At 60.6% G+C, this 23,942-nt stretch carries 23 protein-coding genes and 1 tRNA gene; 15 read left to right on the forward strand and 9 right to left on the reverse strand.

Annotated elements, in window-relative coordinates; translation table 11 throughout:
* Positions 1-5: 5 nt before the first annotated feature.
* Positions 6-422, forward strand: coding sequence for a hypothetical protein (locus JS82_02865; protein QHK17118.1), 417 nt, complete (start codon positions 6-8; stop codon positions 420-422).
* On the opposite strand, the gene nikR is transcribed toward JS82_02865, so the two are convergent.
* Entirely contained in the window at positions 410-850 is a 441-nt protein-coding gene (gene nikR, locus JS82_02870) for a nickel-responsive transcriptional regulator NikR (GenBank protein ID QHK17119.1), read from the reverse strand. The two genes, JS82_02865 and nikR, sit on opposite strands and share 13 nt — an antisense overlap.
* Before the next feature lie 187 nt (positions 851-1,037).
* Between nikR and JS82_02875 the strand changes: the two genes are divergently transcribed.
* Positions 1,038-1,832: an asparagine synthase gene (locus tag JS82_02875; GenBank protein ID QHK17120.1), complete on the forward strand. Its 795-nt coding sequence runs from the start codon at positions 1,038-1,040 to the stop codon at positions 1,830-1,832.
* Here the strand turns inward: JS82_02875 and JS82_02880 are convergent.
* Together JS82_02880 and JS82_02885 are read right to left on the reverse strand one after the other, a co-directional pair.
* A complete protein-coding gene (locus JS82_02880; protein ID QHK17121.1) occupies positions 1,811-2,593 on the reverse strand; it encodes an ATP-grasp domain-containing protein in 783 nt (260 codons plus the stop codon). The genes JS82_02875 and JS82_02880 overlap by 22 nt on opposite strands.
* A gap of 4 nt (positions 2,594-2,597) precedes the next feature.
* Entirely contained in the window at positions 2,598-3,467 is an 870-nt protein-coding gene (locus JS82_02885) for a RimK family alpha-L-glutamate ligase (GenBank protein QHK17122.1), read from the reverse strand.
* 79 nt (positions 3,468-3,546) lie between these two features.
* Between JS82_02885 and JS82_02890 the strand changes: the two genes are divergently transcribed.
* Genes JS82_02890 through JS82_02910 form a run of 5 tightly spaced genes read left to right on the forward strand, consistent with a single transcriptional unit; the run spans position 3,547 to position 7,491 of the window.
* Entirely contained in the window at positions 3,547-4,794 is a 1,248-nt protein-coding gene (locus tag JS82_02890; protein QHK17123.1) for a bifunctional folylpolyglutamate synthase/dihydrofolate synthase, read from the forward strand.
* Between the two features lie 5 nt (positions 4,795-4,799).
* A complete protein-coding gene (locus JS82_02895) occupies positions 4,800-5,426 on the forward strand; it encodes an endonuclease III (protein ID QHK18374.1) in 627 nt (208 codons plus the stop codon).
* A 37-nt stretch (positions 5,427-5,463) separates the two neighbouring features.
* Positions 5,464-5,844, forward strand: a complete 381-nt coding sequence (locus JS82_02900) for a hydrogenase maturation nickel metallochaperone HypA (protein ID QHK17124.1) — start codon at positions 5,464-5,466, stop codon at positions 5,842-5,844.
* Positions 5,844-6,929 carry a hydrogenase formation protein HypD gene (hypD, locus tag JS82_02905; GenBank protein QHK18375.1) on the forward strand — a complete coding sequence of 362 codons (1,086 nt, stop codon included), beginning with the start codon at positions 5,844-5,846 and terminating at the stop codon, positions 6,927-6,929. The genes JS82_02900 and hypD overlap by 1 nt, the downstream gene beginning before the upstream one ends.
* A gap of 31 nt (positions 6,930-6,960) precedes the next feature.
* The gene (locus JS82_02910; GenBank protein ID QHK18376.1) at positions 6,961-7,491 is read left to right on the forward strand and encodes a hypothetical protein; all 531 of its coding nucleotides are present in this window, start codon (positions 6,961-6,963) and stop codon (positions 7,489-7,491) included.
* Here JS82_02910 and JS82_02915 read toward each other — a convergent pair.
* Both JS82_02915 and JS82_02920 read right to left on the reverse strand, forming a co-directional pair.
* On the reverse strand, positions 7,472-8,158 hold the full coding sequence (locus JS82_02915) for a hypothetical protein (protein QHK17125.1): 687 nt from the start codon (positions 8,156-8,158) through the stop codon (positions 7,472-7,474). The genes JS82_02910 and JS82_02915 overlap by 20 nt on opposite strands.
* Positions 8,155-8,628: a methylated-DNA--[protein]-cysteine S-methyltransferase gene (locus JS82_02920; GenBank protein QHK17126.1), complete on the reverse strand. Its 474-nt coding sequence runs from the start codon at positions 8,626-8,628 to the stop codon at positions 8,155-8,157. Before JS82_02920 ends, JS82_02915 begins: the two co-directional genes overlap by 4 nt.
* 104 nt (positions 8,629-8,732) lie before the next feature.
* Between JS82_02920 and JS82_02925 the strand changes: the two genes are divergently transcribed.
* Both JS82_02925 and JS82_02930 read left to right on the forward strand, forming a co-directional pair.
* Entirely contained in the window at positions 8,733-9,662 is a 930-nt protein-coding gene (locus JS82_02925; protein ID QHK18377.1) for a DUF1848 family protein, read from the forward strand.
* A 15-nt stretch (positions 9,663-9,677) separates the two neighbouring features.
* On the forward strand, positions 9,678-10,238 hold the full coding sequence (locus JS82_02930; GenBank protein QHK17127.1) for a hypothetical protein: 561 nt from the start codon (positions 9,678-9,680) through the stop codon (positions 10,236-10,238).
* Here the strand turns inward: JS82_02930 and JS82_02935 are convergent.
* Both JS82_02935 and JS82_02940 read right to left on the reverse strand, forming a co-directional pair.
* Complete coding sequence (locus JS82_02935; protein QHK17128.1) at positions 10,212-11,219, reverse strand: hypothetical protein; 1,008 nt, start codon at positions 11,217-11,219, stop codon at positions 10,212-10,214. The two genes, JS82_02930 and JS82_02935, sit on opposite strands and share 27 nt — an antisense overlap.
* A gap of 112 nt (positions 11,220-11,331) precedes the next feature.
* Positions 11,332-11,616, reverse strand: a complete 285-nt coding sequence (locus tag JS82_02940; GenBank protein QHK17129.1) for a metalloregulator ArsR/SmtB family transcription factor — start codon at positions 11,614-11,616, stop codon at positions 11,332-11,334.
* 340 nt (positions 11,617-11,956) lie between these two features.
* Here JS82_02940 and JS82_02945 point away from each other — a divergent pair.
* Positions 11,957-12,029: transfer RNA gene (locus tag JS82_02945), tRNA-Pro, on the forward strand.
* Positions 12,030-12,258: 229 nt separating this feature from the next.
* On the opposite strand, the gene JS82_02950 is transcribed toward JS82_02945, so the two are convergent.
* Complete coding sequence (locus JS82_02950; protein QHK17130.1) at positions 12,259-12,711, reverse strand: hypothetical protein; 453 nt, start codon at positions 12,709-12,711, stop codon at positions 12,259-12,261.
* A gap of 9 nt (positions 12,712-12,720) precedes the next feature.
* Here JS82_02950 and JS82_02955 point away from each other — a divergent pair, with 9 nt between their 5' ends.
* The 5 genes from JS82_02955 (at position 12,721) to JS82_02975 (ending at position 20,413) form a co-directional block, all read left to right on the forward strand.
* The gene (locus JS82_02955; GenBank protein ID QHK17131.1) at positions 12,721-12,858 is read left to right on the forward strand and encodes a hypothetical protein; all 138 of its coding nucleotides are present in this window, start codon (positions 12,721-12,723) and stop codon (positions 12,856-12,858) included.
* Between the two features lie 202 nt (positions 12,859-13,060).
* The gene (locus JS82_02960) at positions 13,061-13,657 is read left to right on the forward strand and encodes a TetR family transcriptional regulator (protein ID QHK17132.1); all 597 of its coding nucleotides are present in this window, start codon (positions 13,061-13,063) and stop codon (positions 13,655-13,657) included.
* 55 nt (positions 13,658-13,712) lie between these two features.
* Positions 13,713-17,714 (forward strand): DUF4253 domain-containing protein, encoded by a 4,002-nt coding sequence (locus tag JS82_02965; GenBank protein QHK17133.1) that lies wholly within the window; start codon positions 13,713-13,715, stop codon positions 17,712-17,714.
* A 1-nt stretch (position 17,715) separates the two neighbouring features.
* The gene (locus JS82_02970; GenBank protein ID QHK17134.1) at positions 17,716-19,635 is read left to right on the forward strand and encodes a DUF2185 domain-containing protein; all 1,920 of its coding nucleotides are present in this window, start codon (positions 17,716-17,718) and stop codon (positions 19,633-19,635) included.
* A gap of 52 nt (positions 19,636-19,687) precedes the next feature.
* Positions 19,688-20,413, forward strand: a complete 726-nt coding sequence (locus tag JS82_02975; protein ID QHK17135.1) for a DUF4241 domain-containing protein — start codon at positions 19,688-19,690, stop codon at positions 20,411-20,413.
* A 716-nt stretch (positions 20,414-21,129) separates the two neighbouring features.
* Here JS82_02975 and acnA read toward each other — a convergent pair.
* Positions 21,130-23,766 (reverse strand): aconitate hydratase AcnA, encoded by a 2,637-nt coding sequence (gene acnA / locus JS82_02980; GenBank protein QHK17136.1) that lies wholly within the window; start codon positions 23,764-23,766, stop codon positions 21,130-21,132.
* Positions 23,767-23,942: the final 176 nt, after the last annotated feature.

A 23,942-nucleotide genomic window follows, 5' to 3' on the forward strand; every position in this document is an offset into this window, starting at 1 on the left:
GGGGGATGAGGCTGGAGAACAGGGGCATGACGGACTGTGCCGGGATGGAACGGAACTTCGTGATGTTCTGCGACGCATCGTTCCCCAGGCCGGACGAGGTGACGATGGAGATGGTGGACGATAGGGGCGTCGTGATCGGTCATGACGTGCCGCCGTGCATGAGGCAGGATTTCGCCGCTCGCGACGACATCATCTGGATGGCTGACGGGTTCGTGTTGTATCCGAGGCGTGTGGGCGAACACGACGTCCGGATGGTCATGCTCTCCAGCCGCTTCGATGTCCCGGAGCCTCTGGTCTCGAGGATCTTCTATCCGTCGCTGACCACCGCCCGCATGCTGAATGGGATGTTCGGCGTCGAGTGCGAGGGGCTGGCCTCCGTGGTGATCGGTGTGAACGGTCTTGATGCGGTTCAGTTCCTGTGACCGATGTGGTGGAGGTTCCCTGACGAGGGGGCGGCCATAGTCAGCCTTCCCCTGAGGACGCCCTTGACGGACGTGATCTCGTTGGCGAACTTCTTGAGGTCCCCGAGTCTGCCCTCGCAGATCAGGATCTCCATGCATTTGTCGTGGTCCAGATGGATGTGGACGGACGTGTTGACCAGTGACTGGTGGTCGTGCTGCATGTCCGTAAGCTTGTCCCCGACGGAGCTCATGGTGTGGTCGTAGACCATGACCACGGTGCCGACCATCCATTCGTCCTCGTTCTTCCACTCGTTCTCGGCCAGGGAGTCGCGCACGAGGTCGCGTATCGCCTCGGATCTGCTTACATAGCCCTTCTTGGAAATCGATTCGTCGAATGCCTTCAGGAGCTCCGGTTCCAGGGATACTCCTATGCGTGTCACTCCGTCCATGCCGATGTAACCTCCGAGGCGGTATTAACACTTTACACACGCGACGTGCGCGTTGAGCGCGCACGACGGCATCGATGCACGCGTCCGGACCTGAATGGCGACACCGGGATGCGATGTGTTCCATGTCGTCTGCGACGCTCTGTCTGGCCAGATTAACATTTTAAAATCAAGCATCGATACCGGCTCTATGTCGGCCGATATCGAGAATCTCGAGCGCGCAATCGTATCCGCTATCAGGAACGGGGTGGAGGACCAGGACGTCGCCGTGGCGTTCTCCGGCGGTCTCGACTCCGGACTCGTCGCAGCTGTCGCGAAGGACTACGCCAGGTCAGTCACGCTCTACACCTCCGGAAAGGACCAGTCATACGACGTCGTCATGGCACAGGACATGTCCGAGAGGCTCGGACTCCCGTGGCTACACATCCCGATCACAAAGGACAACATCGAGCAGAGGCTCAGGGAGATGATCTCGATCACCAGGACGTCCAGTCCCCTCACGCTCTCGTTCGAGCTCCCGCTGTTCTTCGTCTGCAAGACCGTCCATGAGAAGTACATCCTGGGCGGGCAGGGCTCCGACGAGCTGTTCTACGGCTACAACAAGTACGTGGGCCTGCCCGACGACGAGCTCGTCAGGACGAGGAAGACCGACCTGGGCAAGCTCATATCCCAGACGATCCCCCACGAGACCATCGTCGCCGACCACTTCGGCAAGAAGATCCTGTACCCCTACATGGACCCCATCGTGACCATGCAGGTAAACGCCATGGACCTCAAGGACCTCAAGCCCATGGACGCCGACTCCAGGAAGCTGGTCCTCAGGCAGGTCGCCAGGAACCTCGGGTACCCGTTCATAGCTGAGAAGAGGAAGAAGGCGGCCCAGTACGGGTCCGGGACGATGGACCTTGTCAGGGAGGTCGCCAAGGACAAGGGCATGACCTACCCGGAGCTCGTGGATTCGATTTACAAGGAACTCTTCGAGTGAACGCACTCCATCAGGAGACGGGCGGGGTCCAGGTCCGTAAGCGAGTACAGCATCCTGGTCCCCACCACGTCCTCCACCTCGTTCAGGTAGACGCGACCGTCCCCGAACGTGAAATCCACCCCGACGAACGTCGGGGCGAGCCTTTCCACAACCTCCTCTATGATCCCGACGCATTCCTCCGGGGGATCGCACAGCTCCGCCCGTCCTCCGAGGCTGAAGTTCGCACGGAAGTCCGTGTCCGACGAGCGCATCACGCATGCCAGTATCCTCCCGTCGAGGACGTATGCGCGCATGTCCCTCCCGAGCACTCCGGCGACCTCCTGGACGAGGGCGTCGTCCATCCCTGCGCAGGCCGTCGCGAGCTCCTCCGAATCGTGGGCCATTCTGACCTGTCCCCCTCCGTGTCCCGAGCGGGACTTCACCACCCACGGGGGTCCCGGCGGGAGGCCCTCGCCGGGGAGGGAGCACTCCAGATGGGGTACTCCCAGCGAGTCGGCCATCCTGTAGGTCTCAAGCTTGTCGTTGCAGACCCTGCACACCTCGGAGCCGTTGAAGACGAGGGCCCCCTCCGACTCCAGCGAACGGGAGACTCCCCAGTCCCTCTGGCGGGAGACCACGACGTCGGGCGTCATGTCCGGCATGGCGTCCGTGGTGACAACCGACGTCTCCATCCCGAGGGACTCGCCGCAGGCGCGGAGCCTTCCGGCGAAGAACCCGTTCTTGGACAGGTCGTCCCTCTCGTACAGTATCCAGCACCTCAACGGATCACCAGATCATCTTCTCTATGTGGCCCAGGATGTCGTATGAGACGTCCCTGCCGGTGCACTCGTACAGGTTCCTGATGTGGGCGTTGGAGTTCACCTCGCACACCTTGGGCCCCTCGCCGGTGCGTATGATGTCGACCCCGCAGAAGTCCGCGCCGACGGCGTCCGCGGCGGCCACCGCCAGGTCGCTCTCCTGTCTGGTGGGCCTGTAGGGGATCATCCTCCCGCCGATGCTGCAGTTGGACCTGAAGTCACCCGGAGGTCCGTGTCTGAGGACCGATGCCACGACCTCGCCGCCCACGACCTCCAGGCGGATGTCGGTGGACGAGCATTCGATGTACCTCTGGAGAATCCTCGGGATGTACGGCCCCTTGAAGATGTCCCTGAGGGATTCGACGTCCCTCACCAGGCGGACCTGCATGCCGAGCGAGCCATAGCAGTCCTTCACCACCATCGGGAAACCGAGTCTGTACACAGCCTCGTCGAGGAAGTCCAGGTCGGGGTACTCCCCGAAACACATCGGACAGACCAGGGTCTCGATCGACGGTATCATGTGGTCGGCGAGGACTATGTGCGTCATCGCCTTGTCGTCGCACACCTCGATGCAGCGCGGGGCGTTGAACACCTGGTAGCCGCAGACCTGCAGGTTGCGGGCGAGGCGGACGTCCTTGTCCCAGAAGATCACGAAGTCGCCGTACTCGCCCAGGATGTCCTCGAACTCCGAGGAGGCGCCGATGGCGCACGGGAGGTCCGCGTTGGTGATGCACCTCAGGCCGATCCCCATCTCCTTCGCCGCCGCGCTGAGCATCTGCGCCGGCTCGGCGAACTTTGGGTCGCGGAGGTAGGCGTTGGACACGAAGACGCCGTTCATGCCTGTCCAATCGCCGATACATTTTAAAGAGTGTCGCATATGGGCCCGGACGGAGATCATTTTGGACCCAGACGGGAACATGGAATGGTTCGACGGACTCACCAGAAGGGGGGTCAAGCCGGGCCTGGACAACACTGAGGAGCTTCTGAGACGCATCGGCGATCCCCGCGAGGGCATGAGGTACATCCATGTGGCGGGGACCGACGGCAAGGGGTCCGTCTGCGCGATGGTGGAGTCGGTGCTGAAGGCGTCGGGTTTCCGCGTCGGTGCATTCACGTCCCCCTTCATCATGAGGGTGAACGAGTGCATCCGCATCGACGGGGAGGAGATCCCCGACGCGGACCTGGACCAGCTCATAGGGATGGTCAGGCCCCACGCGGAGGCCATGGCGGCGGAGGGCAGGGAGTGCACCAACTTCGAGGTCCTCACCGTCCTTGCCCTGAAGTACTTCTCTCTGGTGTCCGCGGACATCGTCGTCGTCGAGGTCGGCATGGGCGGCAGGCTAGACAGCACCAACGTCATCGTACCCGAGGTGTCCGTGATCAACAACATAGGCATGGAGCACACCGAGTTCCTGGGCGACAGCATACAGAAGATCGCCCTGGAGAAGGCCGGGATCATGAAGCCCGGAGTGCCCTGCGTCACGATGAACCCCGACGAGGTTTACCGCACGCTGGAGGGTCATGCCGCCGAGGTCGGATGCCCTCTGAGGCGCGTCATGCAGGAGGACGTCGAGGTCATGGCGAGCTGGCCCGACTGCGTGGACATGGTGTACAAGGGCGAGAGCTACACCGTGGCCCTGCCGGGAAGGCACCAGGCGAGGAACGCCTCCCTGGCCATAGAGGCGGTCATGGCCCTGCCGGAGTACGAGGACAGGATATCCGAGCATCTGTCCGAGGGTCTGGAGACGGTGTCGTGGCCGTGCAGGATGCAGAAGCTCCTGGCGGAGCCGATCATACTGGACGTGACCCACACCATGAACGGGGCCAGATGCCTCCATTCGGACGTCTCGGAGATCTACGGCAAGGTGGTCCTGGTCCTGGCCATGCTCAGCGACAAGGACATCGAGGGGGTCTCGATGGAGCTGGCCCCGATCGCCGAGAAGGTCTACGTCGCAGCCCCAAGGTCGCCCAGGGCGGCGTCCCCGGAAAGGGTCGCGGACATAATGTCCGGTTACCACGAGGTCGACGGTGTGTTCCCCACGGTGGACGACGCACTGGATGCGGCGCTCGAGGAGAGGGACGACATGAACGTGCTGGTCACCGGGTCGTTCCGTACAGCGGAGGATGCGTTGAGATGGCTTCAGAGCAGATATGCGAGATCCTGAACATAATGTCGGAGGACTACGACCAGGGCGTGTACCCCGGGAGGAACTCCGAGGGCCTCAACCCGGAATGGCCGTGCGACCCGTTCCACGTGCTCATAGCCACCATCCTGTCGCAGAGGACCAGGGACGACAACACGAGGAAGGCGTCCGATGCGCTGTTCCACAGGTACGACTCCGTCGACGAGATCGCCGACGCAGACCCGGAGGAGATTGCCGAGCTCGTGCGTCCCGCCGGATTCCCGAAGCAGAAGGGCAAGGCGATCGTGGACTGCTGCAGGATGCTCAGGGACGTCTACGGCGGGAAGGTGCCGGAGGAGACGGAGGAGCTTGTCAAGCTGCCGATGGTCGGCAGGAAGACGGCGGCCTGCGTCAGGTCCTACGCCATGTGCATCCCGTCCGTGTGCGTGGACACGCACGTCCACAGGATTTCCAACCTGATGGGTCTCGTCGACACCAGGACCCCCGAGGAGACGGAGTTCGCGCTGATGGAGATCACCCCGCGCGAGAGGTGGTCCGACATCAACAGGTACTTCGTCCGCCACGGACAGGTCACGTGCCTGCCCAACCATCCCCACTGCGAGCGGTGCCGCGTGACACAGTTCTGCAGATTTTATTCGGATAACCGCCGTTAAAGCAATTGGCTTAAACCAATCAGCGGATACGTGCGCGATGCATGAAGTGTCGGTAGTGACGAGCCTCGTGGATGCGGTCATCGCGGAGCTCCAGAAGTACAACGTCATCAAGGTCAACAGCGTGACCGTGGTGATCGGCGACCTCACCAACCTGGGCGAGGAGCAGATGAGTTTCGCGTACGACATCGTCACCCAGGGCACCATCCTGGAGGGCTCCGAGTTCATCGTGGAGCACGAGCCCATAGAGCTCGAATGCTGGGACTGCGGATACAAGGGGCCAGCGAAGGTGCTCTCCGACCCTGATTTCGACACCCATTCCATACCGATCCTCGCGTGCCCCGAGTGCGGCGGCAAGGTCACGGTCACGAGCGGGCAGTCCTGCATGGTGAAATGCATGGATATCGAGGAGGCTGATTGATGTTCAAGTATAGGGACGAGCAGACTGCGAAGAAGATTCTCGAACGCATCGGAGAGATGGACCTGGATGTGAGGTTCATGCACATCTGCGGGACCCACCAGGACACCATCGTGCGCTTCGGACTGGAGGAGATGCTCGAGGACGTGGGCGTGCACATCGCCCAGGGTCCCGGGTGCCCGGTGTGCGTCACCACCAGTAGGGAGGTCGCCGAGGCGATCACCCTCGCCAGGAACGGGGTCACAGTCACCGCTTTCGGGGACATGATGAGGGTCCCGACCACCGCCGGGTCCCTGTTCGACGCCAAGGCCGACGGGGCCGACGTCAGGATCGTCTACTCCATAGACGACGCCGTCCAGATGGCCCGCGAACAGCCGGACAAGCCCCTGGTGTTCGTGGGGGTGGGGTTCGAGACAACCGCCCCGTCCACCGCGGTGCCTCTTCACAAGGACGACTGTCCCGAGAACTTCAGCGTCTACAGCTGCCACAGGATCTGCCCGCCCATCATCCAGACCCTGTTCGACCTGGGCGAGAACAGGATCGACGGGTTCATCATGCCCGGCCATGTGGCCGTGATCACAGGGACCAAGATGTTCGAACCCGTGTCGGAGGTCCACAAGGTCCCGCAGGTCGTCGCCGGCTTCGAGCCCCTGGACGTCCTGATGTCCTGCTACATGCTCTGCAAGCAGATCAAGGAGGGCAGGCACGAGGTGGAGAACGAGTACACAAGGCTGGTCAGGCCGGAGGGCAACCCAACCGCCCTGAAGCTGATGTGGGACACCTTCGAGCCCGTCGACCGCTCCTGGAGGGGCTTCCCCGTCATCCCCAAGAGCGCCCTGGCCCTGAAGCCCGAGTTCCAGGACCACGACGCGACCAAGGTCCACGAGGACATCCTCAGACTGACTCCCGAGGTGGAGGTGGAGGCCAAGGGATGCAAGTGCGGGGACGTCCTGAGGGGACTGATCAAGTCCGAGCAGTGCCCCATGTTCGGCAAGGTGTGCAAGCCGATGAACCCCATGGGCCCGTGCATGGTGTCCGCAGAGGGCAACTGCAGCATCGCCTACAGGCTCGGACCGAAGAGGTACTGACATGACGAAGATCTACGCAGAGACCAAGCTGATGAAGAGGATCCTGATAGTCACCAACGACTCCACCGTGTTCCTCGTGAAGAACCGCATCGCCACGGCCTTCGAGCTGTTCGGCGGGAGGGTCACCGAGGTGAAGAACCTGGTCAAGCGCCTGGACACGGCGGTCGACGACAGGGGTCAGAAGCTCTGCGACGTCTCGTTCGGCGTCATCACCACGAAGTACGGTTTCGTGCCCGGGAACTACCAGATCATGGAGTACCCGAACGTCATGTCCAACAGGGAGGAGTACCTCCAGGCGGACCTGGACAAGAACTTCGTGTCGCAGACCTCGTTCATGACCAGGCCCTTCGACAAGGTCATCATGTGCGTGCCCAAGGACATGTTCTCCATGTTCCTCGACGCCGACGAGATCGAGCACGGGAAGGTCATCGCCGTCACGAGCCCCGAGTTCAGGGAGGAGTGCGAGAAGCGCGGTTGGACCTTCCTGGAGAGGAAGGGCGCCAGGGTCGGGGACGCCAACGCCGACGAGATCGAGAGGCTCGTCAGGGAGCTGTGCGCCTGAGTGCGCCCAGCTCTTCCTTCTTCTCCTTCGGCACACGCCTGGACTCCCTGATCTTCTGGATCGACTTGTTGTGTGTCCAGGCCTCCATCCTCCCGGAGCGGATCAGGTCCTCCGCGATCCCGGGATGGTCGACGTACACCATAGAGACCGCCCATGCGGCCCCCATCCTGTAGTAGTATCCCGGGTTGTCGTGGGTCGCGATGTCCTCCAGCAGGATGCGGCAGTGCTCCTCGTCCTTGAAAAGGGACATCCTGGCTATTATCGAGACCCTCATCCTGTACTCCTGTCCGGAGTCGATCAGCGACGAGAAGTAGTCCCAGACGAGGTCCGACTCGCCCTTCCTGAACTTCCAGGAGTTGCAGAAGATGTCGCACGTGGCCCAGTTGTCCACATACCCAAGGAAGTCCTCCGTGAGGCGGATCCTCTCCTCGGCGGCGACCGGTGCGGTGGCGATGACGACGCCCCTCAGCATCTCCTCCTCGAAGCTCTCGGGCTCCCCGTCCAGGATCTGCTCCCAGCCGTCCTTCACGACCTGTCTGGCTATGTTCCTTATCACGGGGACGCGGACGCCCATTATGCCCTGCTTCCCGGGGGTCAGCTTGGAGCTGAACTCCGCAAGATCCGGTTCCGCAGCTTCGCGGAGCATGCCGCGGAAGTCGACTGTCAAGCGTTCTCCCTCTCGAACTCCAGGAGCCTCCTCTTCATGCTGGAGCCTCCGGCGTAGCTTCCGACCCCGCCTGCGGTCGGGACCACCCTGTGGCAGGGGATGACGATGGGGAGGGGGTTCTCCGCGCATGCGGTGCCCACCGCACGGTACGCCCTCGGGGATCCGACCGCCTCTGCGACCTGGGCGTAGGTGCGGGTCTCACCGTACGGTATGTCCCTCAGGGCGTCCAGGACGGACACCCTGAACTCGGACCCGTCGTAGGACAGGGGGAGGTCGAAATCCCTTCTCTTTCCGGAGAAGTACTGGTTCAGCTGGTCCGCGGCCTCCAGAAGGACGTCTGTCTCTGCCTCGTCCATGCACGGGAGGTTGCTGTTGGGCAGGTACACGCCTGTCACGTTCCCATCGCCGTCCTCCGTGATGCTCACGGTTCCGATGAGGGTTATGCAGGAGAGGATACACGGGCCACGCATGAGAGCGGGAATGGCATTGTCTATGTATTATTTTGGCTGGTAAGATGCATCCATCGGACCCGTCCACCACCAGGTATCTCTACCCGTTCCACGTTGGAGTGCCGATGATCATCTGCGCCAGCCGCCGCACCGACATCCCGGCGTTCCATTCCGGGTGGATGATGAACAGGCTGAGGGCTGGCTATGCGCTGGTGCGCAATCCGGTCTCGCGGACGACCGTGCACCGCGTGGATCTCACCAGGCGCAACGTGGACTGCATAATCTTCATGACCAAGGATCCGAGGCCCATGGTCCCCCACATGAGGGAGGTGTCCTCGATGGGCCACATGACGGTCTTCCAGGTCACCATCACCCCATACGGGAAGGACATCGAGCCGGGTGTGCCGTTCAAGGCGGACATAAGCGACGCCTGCGAGGAGATAGCGGGCAGGATCGGAAGGGACAGGATGGTCTGGAGGTACGACCCGGTGATCCTCAACTCCAGGATCTCGATGGAGTACCACCGCAGGAAGTTCGACATGATGTGCCGCGAGGCCTCCAGATGGACGGACCGCTGCGTGTTCAGCTTCGTCGACATATACGGCAAGCTCCTCAGGCTCGAGGAGGAGGGGGTGCTCCGCAGGGTCTCCGTCGCGGAGATGGACGCCTTCGCCGATATGGCCTCCCGGACGGCGGAGGAGTACGGCATCACGCTGTCCTGCTGCTGCGGTGCCAGGGATTTCACGAGGTTCGGCATTGAGCCCAGGGGGTGCGTGGACAGGGAGATGATGCGCTCGCTCGACATCCCCTACGAGACCCAGTCGGTGCCGGTGCGCGACGGGTGCAGATGCGTGAAGAGCATCGACATCGGGGAGTACGACACATGCGGCCACGGGTGCGTGTACTGCTACGCCGGCCGCGGGGGTTCCGACCCGTCCCGGAGGCGCCTGTACTCGGACGACACCGAGCTGCTGTGGGGTGCCGTGATGCCCAGGGACAGGATAGTGGACCTGAAGGGGCGCGGGACCAGCCGCGTCGATGATTATATAGGATGACCAGGATGCCGAGGCATGGATTTCCTGAGCCTCGTGCTCATAGCGGTCGGACTGGCTATGGACGCCTTCGCGGTGTCCATATGCAAGGGCCTGGCCATGAAGAGGCCCGGCCCCAAGGCGATAATCGTGGTGGGGCTCTGGTTCGGTTTCTTCCAGGCCCTGATGCCGCTGATCGGCTACTATCTGGGGAGTTCGTTCTACGACTACATCTCGGACTATGACCACTGGATCGCTTTCATCCTGCTGGCCGCGATAGGTCTGAACATGATACGCGAGGCCCTGTCCGGAGAGGAGGAGGGGGTCGACGACAGCATCGGATTCAGGACAATGCTGGTCCTCGCCGTGGCCACGAGCATAGACGCCCTCGCAGTGGGGATATCCCTGGCGATGACGGGCGACGACATAGTGTCGTCCGCTCTGCTGATAGGCATCGTCACGTTCCTGATCTCCGCTGTCGGTGTGAAGATCGGAAGCGTGTTCGGTGACAGGTTCGGTCAGAAGGCCGAACTGGTCGGAGGAGTGATCCTCATCATCATCGGCCTGAAGATCTTACTCGAGCACCTGGGGTTCCTCTGAGGCCTCGGCCTCTTCCGGATCGAGCAGAAGGCATCTCCTGACGTACGAGTCTACGGCGATGTCGATGTCCACGGGGGCCTCGTCGGTCTTCCTGGAGAGGAGCTTCCCGAACATCCCCTCGATGCGCGGGAGCATGGCCTCCAGCAGGTACTCGTTCTCCCTCAGCATCTCGTCGTTCCAGTGTGCGTTCGCCCTGCGGACGTCCGCCGGATCCATGCCCTCGGTGTAGAATCTCATCCTCTGGGCGATCAGGTCGTAGACGTGGGCGTCCTCCTGGTCGTCGTCCTCGTAGGTCTCCGGGTCGTATCCGATGGCCGCGAGGTACTCGTTGATGACATGGGGCAGGGACCAGAAGTTGTGTCCGTACTCCACGACCCTGCGGAAGAGCTCCGGGACGATCTCGTTGAATCCCTCGTTCCCGCTCGCCTCGTTCCTGCCGAGGATCTTCCTGTACTCCATGTACACGCTGTAGTACATGAACGCCTTGCAGGACTCGTTCGTGTTGGCGTATATCTCGTCGCACAGCTTGTCGAGGTACTTCACGGGGTGGAACTCGACGAACTCCTCCTCCTTCTTGAAGATCATCTCGGACACGCAGCGCGTCATGAGACAGACGTAGGCGTCGATGTTGGTGTAGACGGACAGGAGCTCCAGGCCCCTCTTCCAGTCGTTGAACGCCTTCCCGTCCTCGCCCTCGTAGGCGTAAATGGCCCCCCTGAGGAAGAACGCGTCGAAGTCGGTCTCCTCCGAGGCCTTGAGAATGTCGTCGGCGAGAGCCAGAGCCTTCTTGGGGTTGTCGTCCTCCAGGGCGTCGAGCGCCTCTCTGAACGTGTCCTCCAGCTCTCCGGGGCGGATGAACTGGCGGATGCTCTCGCGGTCCGTGTAGATGTTCTTGCCGCACTCCTTGCAGAGGTACCTCGATCCGTCGCCGGTCTCGATGTCACCGCCGCAGTACGGGCAGAACATCAGTGCGAAATCCATGAACCGCTATTTGCCCGACGGTATTTTAGGGTTACCAATCGGAATCGGACGTTTTCGAACGGTATCCGTTGCCACAGTGGGGCGAGGACGGGAAATACGTTAGGATCGGTCGTCAGAAGCGGTCTTCCGTTCGGAGGATGTCGCCGAGGGCGGCGTTCAGGAAGCCCAGTGCCTCCTCGTCGATCTCGTAGTCGTACCATCTCCCGGTGGGGATGGTCCTCACGAGACCGGCGTCAAGGAGCACGGACATGTGGTGGGACAGGGTCGGCTGCGATATGTCCATGTCCTTGAGGATCTGGCACGAACACAGCCTCCTCCCCTTGAGTATCCTGAGTATGGTCAGGCGGTTGGGGTCCGACAGGGCGCGCATCATGCACAGGAACTTCTCGTCGTCCATAACGAAGCAGGACTATGTGTCTGTGGTATTTAGCGGATGTTACAGTTATTCCATCCCCCGCTCCGTCCCATCCCGGTACCGCCCTACGTGCATGCTTAAATACCGCATACCTGGATGGATACAGGCGGGTCGCAGGTCATCGGAGATCGTGACCCTTCACGACCTCGTCATGTGTGCGGACAACGGGGTTCGTGTTGAAGCGTCCGATCGCCTTCTCGCACATCTCAGCATCCAGTTCATCATCCATTCGATTGACATCTGCACAGACATCGTGGCGATGCCGGATCGTGCGATCCAGTCTGTCAAAGTATTTATTTAGGAATCCGTTGGGGTTCTCTGTGGGCCCGTGGGGTAGCTTGGTATCCTTGTGGCTTCGGGAGCCATTGACTCCGGTTCAAATCCGGGCGGGCCCACTCATCTTGAAGGATTTTCGACCCCTTTCCGAGAGCCTCGGTTGCATATATGTTGTTTCTGGACGGACATCGCGTCCCGTATGCGACGTTCCACCCCCTATGGATGAAAAATCGACGGTTGCATCCAACAGGATGCCTCCGGGGAGTCACGGGAGTGACATGTGGATTAACCTTATTAACTGGTTTAACCGACGCTCCCGGACGACGGGGCGTCGGATATGTATTGTGATTACGTCTTTGTGATGACTTTCTGGTCGTTCTTCATCTGGAATATCTTGTCCAGAACGTTGCGCTCCGGGTAGTCCGCGTAGAACTTCTGGATGGTCTCGATGGTCGCATGCCCCATGGACTTGGACACGAGCTTGATGGGATGGCCGACGTCGAACATCCTCTGCCCGTTAGCACGGTGCCCGTCCCTGAACTCGAACCTGACGTCCAGCATCTTCTCCTCCCTCTCCTTTAGGCGGCCGAAGGACTGCTGGCGCATGAACTCCCTGCCGCTCCTGAGCGGCGGGAACATTGCTTCCGATTCGATACCGAGGGTCCTGAGCCTCTCCGCCCTGAACGTCAGGTATCTCTCAAGGAAGTCCTTCACGCCGTCCATGACGGGGACGGAGCGCCTGCGGCCCCACGTCCCCTCGCCCATGACGTACTGCACGGATATGGTGGACTTGTCGCCCATCATGTGACGTTGCCGGCGTACAACCTGCTGGAGGTGGAGGAGGGCTACAGAATGGAGACCATCCACTCCCTCTCCGACTCGGGAGGAGGATCGCTGAGCACCTGGACGCGATCTGCGAGATACTGGACGAGATCAGACCCGGCATGAACGACGACGGCACTGTGTATATGGATCCGAATGCGGACGGGTTCATGGATAGATTCAGGAATGATTCCGATACATCCTCGAAGTGATCAGACCTTGAATCAACCTGTCTTAATCCAAATGTCAACGATGGATTCTGAATATCTGGATGATTTAAAGACAAAAAAAAGTAATGTTTTTAATTACGTGAAGCGATTCATCAATCATGTCGAGGAAGGCTTACTCCGAGGAAGAGCGCGATCTCATACGCTCAAGACTCATGGACGTAGCCGCCGCACTCTTCAAGGAGAAGGGAATCCGCGATACGAATATAGACGAGATCTACACGCCTGTGGGGATCTCGAAGACCTTCTTCTACTCGTTCTTCCCGTCCAAGGCGGTTTTGGCCATAGCCATAATGAAGGAAGGCATGGGAGGGATTGGAGACCTGTTCCGCAGGAATGTCTGGGAATACGGGGCTGAGAATGGCATAAGGGAGACATTCTCCGAGGTCATCTCCGGTGGATTCTACATTCCGGGGGAAGACGACCAGGCGTACATAAGGGAACACCTGTCGGAGCAGGAGCTGATCGGATTTCAGAACGACCTTGTTGTGCTGTTCTCCGACATGCTGTACACCGTAGGGGTCCCGGCATCCAAACTGGATCCAAGGGTGGTGTGCAACATGACGATGTCTGTTCTGACGACCAGGATGACAGAAGGGAGGAGGATGTTGCTCACTTTCGCCGAAACTGCCGACAATACCTCGTCCCTGCAGATCAAGTCACTAGTGGCGCTTGTATTGGAGAACAGAGTAATATAAAGACTGAATCATAAAAAAGTAATTAAGTAGAGAAAAGAGAAGGAGTGGGATCTGCATGATGGATGAGAAGGGGTTGCTCGAACAATGCGAGACGTGGCACGAGGCGGGGGAATACTCCAGGATAGTGGAGGCACTGGAGAGAGTGCCCGAGGATGAACGTACGACCGAAATCGACATGGAACTGGCTAGAGCGTACAACAACCTCGGAGAACCCGGCGACATTGAGGGAAGGAGAAAGTACAGGAAGGCCCTGGATCTGCTGAGATCCCATTCGGACGAGATGGCAGACGATTACAGCTGGAACTTCAGGACAGGGTATTCGCTCTTCTACCTGGAGAGGGAGGGGGAGGCGCTCCCCTACTTCGAGAAGGCACTGGAACTCCATCCCGGAGACGATCCGAAGTACAATTCCAAGGAGGACATCCAGGAGTTCATCGACGGATGCAGGGAGATGATGGCCCTGCCCAGATTCAACAAGAGCTTCAGGGACAGGGTCGCCGAGGCCTGGGAGGTGTTTGCGGATGAGGAAGCGGAGATCCGCAGGATGATGGACTCCGATAAGAGGGAGGAATACTCGGAGGAACTCGTGAAGACCGTCCAGGAAATCCTGGAGATCGCCCTGGAGGACCCGACGTTCGAGGTCGGCATCGACGAAGGGATGTACGACCTGGTGCTGTCCACCCAGGGCGACAAGGTCAGGCTGTTCGAGTACGTCTACTTCAGAGACCATGCCCCCGAATCCGTCCGCGAAAGATGGAAGGTTACCATCGGGCGCCATTCCAGTCCGGGATTCCATCTGCGCGCCTTCGACCTGGATGTCTCCGGGGAGGACGTCGACGTCTGGGTGGAGAAGGGGGAGGAGGACCGCATCTCCGTATCTGTTCACTGCGGCAAGGTCCAGGATGCGCTGGAGGACGAGAACAGGGTCTGGTGGATGCTGTTCACGATTCTGGACCACACCATAGGGGAGATTGCTAACATGAGACACATCGACAGCTTCGAGGTTGTGGACCAACCCCTGGAAGGCAGTCCGGTGAAGCTCAGAGACCTGCCGAGAGCCCTGGAGGACATGGGCATCATCCTGACGAACGATGCCGATTCATTTCTGCAGAGATACACCGTCTACAAGTCGGAACCGGACACGGAATCAGACGGTCCGTGGCGCTTCGACATCCTGTCCGGATCGGACTGCTGCCCTCCGATAATCAACGACTACTACTCCGGTGAAAGGGGATGCGTCGACCTGCTGCACGCCGACGGCGCCGTAGCGGGATACCTCGCATATCCACTGGACTCGTTCAACGGCGAGGACAGGAGCGAGAGGATCTTCGACTTCCGCGACAGCCTCCAGGAGGCCATCGAGGACAAGGCGGGAGCGGATGCAGTCTCCTTCATCGGCGGAGCGACAGGTCTCCGCTACGGATACCTGGATCTCATCGCATGGGACCTTCAGTCCGTCGTCGATGCGGCGCAGGAGTTCCTCACAGGATCGGATGTCTCGAAGGCGTACTTCCGCGTGTTCTCGATGGACGTCCCCACCTGCCTGATAGCCAACAATAGGGACGGGGATGTGGACCTCGATCTGGATGGCATCGATTACATCCCCTACGATCCAGAGGACCCAGAGCCGTTCTACGATCAGATCTCGAAGTGGAACGATGAGGACGAGTACTCCCGCTGCATCGCCGTACTGGAGACCATCCCGGAGGAACAGATGGACTACCGCGCCAGCTATGCGCTGGCCCGTGCGTTGCAGAACTACGCCGTCATCGGGGACCACGACGAGGGCACTCCCGGTTACAAGGCGGACAGGGCCCTGGAACACTCCTTGGAGATCCTCGAATCCATCCGTGGCGAGGGCGAGGACAAGGCCGAGTGGAACATGCGCATGGCATACGGTCACCAGTACCTCAGCGGACAGGAGGAGAAGGCCATACCTTATGCTGAGAGGTGGGCGGAGCTGGACCCCGAGGACGAGAACGCGCCGGGGGTGATCAAGGAATGCCTCGAGGCGATAGAGAGACGGTCCGACGGTTCGGAATCCGATGTCGATGATGATGAGGCCGGTGTCTTCGCGGGATTCGTCCTCCTGTCCAGGGTCTCCTGGAGCAAGCGGCAGCTGATACGCGACCTGGATGAGTTGTGGGACATCGTCGCCGAGGAGGATGACGACGACTCCAACGACGACGTGCTTGTCTTCGAGGTCGACGGGAGAGTGGCGGCCATCAGCCTCATGAAGGGACCCATCCCGGACGGCGAGGCTGAAGCCAATGCCGAGAACAACTACATGTGGCCCGAGGCCGTGGATGTCGCCAGAGAGCACAGGGCGCACCTCCTGGTGTTCGTCGGTGAGAGGGATGACGACGATCTAATCGAGAGGGGGAAGCTGTTCGTGAAGCTCCTCGCGGCATGCTGCCGTCAGGAGAACGCCTCTGGCATCTACACCAGCGGAGTGGTGTTCCAGCCGGAGTTCTACGAAGGCATGGCCGGGATGATGAGGGAGGACGAGCTCCCGATCTTCAACTGGATATGGTTCGGACTGTACAGGACGGAGAAGGGCATATCCGGATACACCTACGGGATGAGGACATTCGGAAGGGAGGAGATGGAGGTCCTCGACGCTGATGGGGAACCGAACGACGTCAGGGACTTCCTGGCGAACCTCGTATCATACCAGCTCGAGTGCGACGTCCGTCTGAAGGACGGAGAGACCATAGGGTTCTCCGAGAACGACAGACACACAATCGCTCTCAGCGAGGGCGTGGCCCTCCCGGGGATGACACTCAAGGTATCCTATGAATCCCAGGAGGTATTCATGGACGACGCGTCGTTCCACCTGGAAAGCATCGAGGAGAAGTCCCTGCCCGTGGACCCCATCAACGCCTACAACCATATGGCCATCTATCTGCGCTGGTGCGTCGAACACGACTTGATTAATGAGGACTTCGCTGAGGATCACTGCGACAGCCTCTCGGTAAAGGACCTGCGCCCGTTCATCAGGGACGTCCTCAACGGAAGGCTCGATGCCAGCATCTTCAACGAAGAGGGCTGGCAGTTCGCCCGCTACTACTACAACTACTGCAGTGAGATGGACTCGCCGCACTACCCCTCGGACATAGACGACTACGCGCTGAGATTCTTCGGGCCGGAGCGCTACCATTCGGACGAGTTCCAATCGGAGGCGTACCTTTTCATCCCGTTCGACGACAGGTACTACGAGGACATGTCGGAGGTCATCGGAAAGCGCTTCGGGAACTGGGAGAACCAGGAGATCGACCCGGACACCAGGGAACCCTCCGAACTGGCCAGGGCAATGATGGATTACCTCGGATGCGAATGCGAGTACTTCCCGTCCATGAGGGACGATGACCCGCTCATGTCAGCATACGGCTACGCCAGGCGTCTGGGCGTCAGGGAGGGGTACGTACCGGTTCTCGTGAGCGTCGACGACATCCTTTGGGAGTGCCTGGTTTTGAACTCCGACCCGGACAGCGACGGGGAGGCCGACTACACATTCGACCCAGAGAAGGTGGCGCAGTACCGCCGGAACATCCTTGCCGCCCCTACAACGGACGGCAGATGCGTCCTGGATTCCATGGTCGGACAGCGCAGAGCCGAGGCGGAGGATGACGAGCTCGATTGGGATGATGAAATCGTCGGAAACATGGAGGGAGGTGAGGGACGTGACCGCCTCTCCAGCTACTGGAACTACGAGACGAACATGACTCATCCGACGATACTTGCGAAGATCCCCGTGGACGAGCCTTGGAAGGTGTTCGCCTGGCTGCCCTTCGGAGGCTGGAACGAGTGCCCCGACACCCAGACGCTCATGGCGGTCTCGAAGTACTGGTACGAGCGCTTCGGAGCCGTCCCGGCAGCGATCACGCACGACGAGCTGGAGTACATCCTGCCTGAACCCATCGACGACGGATCCGCGATAGACACCGCCATCGACCAGTACGGCTTCTGCCCGGACAGCGACCAGAACCACGAGACCGTAGGGGAGCTGGCGGACGAGCTCCGCCAATCCACGGTGTGGTACATGTGGTGGGATTGAGATGAAAGGGGTCGGCAACAGCACCAGGGTCCTGGAGAAGGCGGAGTTGCTAAAGAGCCTCGGCGAGTACTCCGGATGCATACGGACGATCGAATCCGTTCCGGAAGAGGAGAGGAGCTATCGCATGACCCTGCTGCTGGGATGGGCGTACAGCGACCTGGCGGTCCTCGGAGACAAGGACTCCGGCCGCGACGAGCCGGATCAGGAGCTCCTCGGGAAGGCCGTGAGCATCCTCGAATCGGTAGGGGACCAGGGAAAAGAGGATCCGACCTGGAACGCGCGCATGTGCTATGCTCTCTGGATGACCGACGGGAGGGAGGCCGATGCACTGGAATACGCAATGATATGGAAGGAGTTGGACCCGAACAGCGAGGATGCCCGCAAGCAGGAGGTCACCATCAGGAGATACATCGACGAGAACGTGGACCAGAACCCTGAGATGTACGACGAGGCGCAGTGGGATGCCGTCGAGGATCACATCGCCGAACATTTCGGGGACTTCCCCAACGTGTTCCACGAGCTCGTGTCCCCGGACATCCACGTCGACATCTGCATCATCCCTCCCAGGAGGGACCACGACTACTACACCCTGGTCACCATGGGCATGGGCGCCCACGAGATGGATGTCCCCGAAGGAATCGAGGATGTCCGCAGAAGGGCGGAGGTGCTGATCAACCTCCCCCGTGACTGGAGGCTGGATGAGGAGTCCCTGCAGGACAACAGGTGGTACTGGCCGATCAGGATGCTCAAGGATGTGGCCAGGCTGCCGGTCAGCACGGGATGCTGGCTCGGATGGGGCCACACCGTGGGGATGGACGAGGGAGAGAGGTACGACGAAAGCACCGAGCTGTGCGGATGCATCCTGCTGAGCCCCGGCGTGTTCGGGGAGGACTCGTACAGATGCGCGCTGCCGGACGGGGACGAAATCGAGTTCTTCCAGGTGATCCCCTTGTACCAGGAGGAGATCCAGCACAAGATCGAGAATGATGCGGAGACCCTCCTGGACGTCATGAACGACGATCTGCTGGAGGTGATAGATCCGCTGAGGCTCAACGCCGTGACGGACTTCGACAGGATCGATCACGATGATGCCGTCATGGACGACGCCCGCAGGCATCAGCGCATCATAGACCGCCTTGGCCTCGACACGGAGAAACTGGCGGCGTACGGCCACATGTCGATCTATCTGGAATGGTGCATCAGGCATGGAATGATGAACGGGTCGTTCGTCTCGAGGCACCGTGAAGTCGTGGAATCAGTGAGGTCAGGGGAGATGACGGACCTCCGCGGGTTCATACAAGACGACCCTGACATGGACGGTAGGCTGACCACGCTGCATCTGAACCGTATCGGCTCGTTCTTCACACAGTGGTACAACTGGGGGGACAAATCCAACCCCTACGAGTTCCTCAGAGACGTCAAGGACTATGTAGACACTGTGTTCGAGGGCAGGGAATGGCGGGACGAGGAGGAGATGTTCAACGCGTACCTCCTGGTCCCGTGGTCCGATGAGTACCGCCTCCGCATGATGGATACCATAGACGAACGGTTCGCCCAGCTCATGGAGTCTTTCCAGGATTCCCCGTGGCTCGTCGAGGACGACGGCTTCCCGGATCCAGACGGGTGGGGCGGCGCCAGGGACTGTGCCGTCAGCGAGAGGATCATCTCCGGGGAGCCGATAGGATACTGCCTGCGCCGCAGACCGGAAAGGGAGGACGAGGGCTGGGAGTCTGGATGGTGCTTCTTCGCAGATGACGATGATGACAGCCGGGAGCGCATGGTGTTCCGCAGCCTGGGATACATCTGCGACCTGTCACCGGACATCAGGAGGATACTTGACCTGCCGTACGGGACGGCGTTCATGCGCGAAGAAGACGGCATGCTCCATCCATATGAGGGGAATGACGAAGAGGATAGATAAGAACTGCCGATACAAAGTTAGAGATGAATCAACACAGACAGGAGTGGGAGTTATGCAGACGGAAGAGTGGAAGAGGCAATACGAGAAGTACAGGGATAAGCTAACATGCTGGACTGACCTGGAGGCATACTTTACAAACGAAGAGGTGGGAAACACAGCCGTGGACACCATGGACATCGGTACAGTCAATTTCCCCACAGGGCAGATACTGGCATGTGACCCGCTGATAGAACTGGAGGACAGGCTGCCATACATCCAGACAGTGCCTCCTGGGACCTATCCGGTGACGATCTGCGTGGTGCCCAGCGAGGAGTACGGCGACCGTTACGCCTGTGTGAAGGTGACGGTTTCGGATTCCAGACCGGTGCGCTACGAACTGGCCATGATCGGCGACGAGAATCTGGACGAGGAGCTCGAAGACGGAGACTACTTCGGATTCATCGTCGACGCCGGCATGGGGTGCATCATTGATGTCGAGTCCCAGAACGCGTTCAAGAAGTATTGGGCGGAGCGTCTGGAAGAGGACGAGGACATAGATCCGTACAACGACCTTTTCTGCGACCTTCTCGAAGAGAGCTACAACGAGAACCCACGCTACCAGAGGGATGGAGGGGACTGGGTGAACTGGACCGTTCCCGGAACCGGTCTTAACATCCCGATATTCGCATCGGGATGGGGCGACGGCGTCTATCCCTGCTACTTCGGTTATGATTCCAACGGGGATGTCTGCGGAGTGTACATCCTGTTCATCGACTTGGAAAATAGATCAGAGGATTGATTCAGAACCCAACAGACGATGTAGTGGAAAAGGACAAGGATTCAAAACAACCAGATTATGCGAGAGTCTGATCCGAAGATGCTCGCCCTACCCACCACAGAGGTCCTGCGGTGCGGAAAGGATGTGCTCCTGTATCTGGAAGTCAATGCTGAAAGCAAGTCATCCTGACTAGGCAGGCGTCAGTCCCCCAGTATGACGCGGAGCTACCACGATCCGGCAGTCTTTGGTTCGTTTGAGATCGAATATCGGGATGTCACCTCGGAACCCACCTTCCCCAGACGGGTTCGGTACTGAACCAATGCCAGGAAAACAGGGCCTCCGTTCCTTCGAAGGAGGTCCTGCTGGCCAGGGTCATAGTGAAGTCAGGCGGGCCCACTCATCGCTTCAGCCAGCTTGTTCTTCTGAGTCCCTTGTTCAGCGTTCGTTCGAGTCATGATTTCCGTCGGACCCACCCGGATTGGTTCCGTTCTCCGACGGAATTGCCATTCTGTCACACACTCGTACCAATCTTCGGGTCATCTCTCATCTGGAAGAACCTGTCCAGGATGTTTCTGTCCCGATAGTCCGTGTAGAACCTTTGGGCGGTCTCTCGCCCGCGGGAGATGTCATATCATCACCTTTTGCCACGATCAACAGAGATAATGGTCTGAAGGGGAAAACTGAATCCCGGAAAGGAAAGAGGTTGATGGGAGGGGCGGAGCCCCTCCCGGAAGCGTTCACTGGGCCATCCTGCGCAGGACGTACTGCAGGATCCCGCCGTTGGCGATGTAGTCGACCTCGGCCGGCACGTCGACCCTGCAGAGGGTGTCGAACTCCAGCTTCTGGCCGTCCCTGTAGGCGGTCACCCTGACGGTGCACTTGGGCTCCAGGTCCTCGAGGTCGATGTCGAAGGTCTCGGTGCCGTTCAGCCCGAGGGTCTCTGCGGTCTGCCCGGGCAGGAACTGCAGCGGGACGATGCCCATGCCCACGAGGTTGGACCTGTGGATCCTCTCGAAGGACTCGGCGATGACCGCCTTCACCCCGAGGAGGAGCGGGCCCTTGGCGGCCCAGTCCCTGCTGGACCCTGTTCCATACTCCTTGCCGGCGAGGACGATCAGGGGGGTCATATCCTCCTCGTACCTCCTGGAGGTCTCGAAGATGGTGTCGACGGTGCCGTCCGGGTGGTAGATGGAGCAGCTGCCCTCGCTGCCGGGGACCAGGAGGTTCCTGAGCCTGACGTTGGCGAACGTCCCCCTGACCATGACCTCGTGGTTGGCCCTGCGGGACCCGTAGGAGTTGAAGTCCTTCGGCTCCACGCCCTTGGACATCAGGTACCTGCCGGCGTCGGTGTCCTTGGAGAACGCCCCGGCGGGGGAGATGTGGTCGGTGGTGATGGAGTCGCCCAGCTTGGCGAGGCACCTGGCGCGGTTGATGCTCCTGATCTCGGGCTCCTCGAAGATGTCGTCGAAGAACGGCGGGTTGCGGATGTAGGTGGAGTCCTCGTCCCAGGCGAACAGCGGGGAGTCCTCGCAGGGGACGGCGTCCCACCTGGCGGATCCCTTGAAGATGTCCCTGTACTTGGACTGGAAGGTGGCGCGGGTGACGTACTCGTCGACGAGCTTGGAGACCTCGGCGTCGGAGGGCCAGATGTCCCTCAGGAACACCTCCCTCCCGTCCTCGGTGACCGCCAGCGGCTCCCTGTCCAGGTCGATGTCCACGCGCCCGGCGATTGCGTACGCGACGACCAGGGGCGGGGAGGCCAGGTAGTTGGCCTTGACGAGCGGGTGGATCCTGCCCTCGAAGTTCCTGTTGGAGGAAGCGATGGCGGCGACCACCAGGTCGTTGGACTTTATGGAGTTGGAGACCTCGTCGGACAGGGGTCCGGAGTTCCCGATGCATGTCATGCAGCCGTATCCGCAGACCTGGAACCCGAGCTTCTCCAGGTACACGAGGAGGCCGGAGTTCTGCAAGTACTGGGTGACGACCCTGGACCCGGGGGCCAGGGAGGTCTTGACGTAGTCCTTCGGCCTCAGGCCGAGGTCGGCGGCCTTCTTGGCAACCAGGCCGGCGGCGATCATGACCGAGGGGTTGGCGGTGTTGGTGCACGAGGTGATGGACGCGATGACCAGGGAGCCGTCCCCGAGCTGCCCGGCGACGGCGGGCCTCTGCTCCTCCACGCCAAGGGCCTTCAGGGTGTCCGCGAAGGACTCCTTCATGGAGGTCATGGGGATGAGGTCCTGCGGCCTCTTGTGCCCGGCGAGGCAGGGGACCACGGTGGACAGGTCGAGCTCCAGGGTGTCGGTGTACTCCGGGTCCTCGGTGTACCAGAGGCCCTGCTCCTTGCAGTACTTCTCCACGGTGTCGATGTGCTCCTCGGACCTGCCGGTCAGGCGGAGGTACTCGATCGTCTTCCCGTCCACGGGGCAGAACCCGGTGGTGGCGCCGTACTCGGGGCCCATGTTGGCCAGCGTGGCGCGGTCGGCCAGGTCCAGGTTCCTGTACCCCTCGCCGTAGTACTCCACGAACTTGCCGACGACGCCCTTCTTCCTGAGCATGTTGACCACGGTCAGCACGAGGTCGGTGGCGTTTACGCCCTCCCTGAGCTTCCCGGTCAGCTTGAACCCGACGACGTCGGGCAGCTTCATGTAGCTGGGCTGGCCGACCATGGCGGCCTCGGCCTCGATACCTCCGACGCCCCATCCGAGGACGCCGAGTCCGTCGATCTGGGTGGTGTGGGAGTCCGTTCCGAAGCAGGAGTCCGGATATGCGATCTTAACGCCGTCCACATCCTTGACGTGCACGAGGGGGGACAGGTACTCCAGGTTGACCTGGTGGCAGATCCCGTTGCCCGGGGGCACGGCGCGGAAGTTCTTCAGGCTCTTCTGGGCCCACTTGAACAGGGCGTAGCGCTCCTTGTTCCTCTGGAAGTCCAGCTCCTCGTTGAGCTCCTGGGCGTCGTCCCTTCCGGCGTAGTCCGTGTTGACGGAGTGGTCGATGACGAGGTCCACGGGCATCAGGGGGTTGATGAGCTCGGGGTCCTTGCCCATGGCGGCCACGGCGGCCCTCATGCTGGCCAGGTCCGTGATGACGGCTCCGCCGGTCAGGTCCTGCAGAAGGACCCTGGCGGGGATCCACGGGATGTCCTGGTCCGTGTTCTCGACGGGGTTCCAGGATGCGGCGGTGACGACGTCGTCGTCGGTGATGGTGGCTCCGTCGCGCTGCCTGAGCATGCCCTCGATGAGGATCTTGACGGAGTAGGGGATCTTGGAGAGGTCCTTGATGATTCCTTTCGCCTCCAGCTCGCGGAGGCTGTATATCGTGATGTCGCCCTCTGCGGTGGAGAGGGTCTTCGTGCACGGTCCGACTTCTGTCATGAGCGTGTTCTCCTGTCCCCTGGTTAGACGCGCATGTTATAAGAAGTGCGCGCGCGGGACGGTCCCGCAGTCGGATGACGGTACCGACACACATTCCGCGGACGAGGCGTCCCGTCGGGACTGAGGATTCGGGTCACTGGCGGGGTTGATGATGATCGGATAACGGTCGGCTATCC

The sequence above is a fragment of the Methanomassiliicoccaceae archaeon DOK genome, from assembly GCA_009911715.1.
Classification (GTDB): Archaea; Thermoplasmatota; Thermoplasmata; order Methanomassiliicoccales; family Methanomethylophilaceae; genus Methanoprimaticola.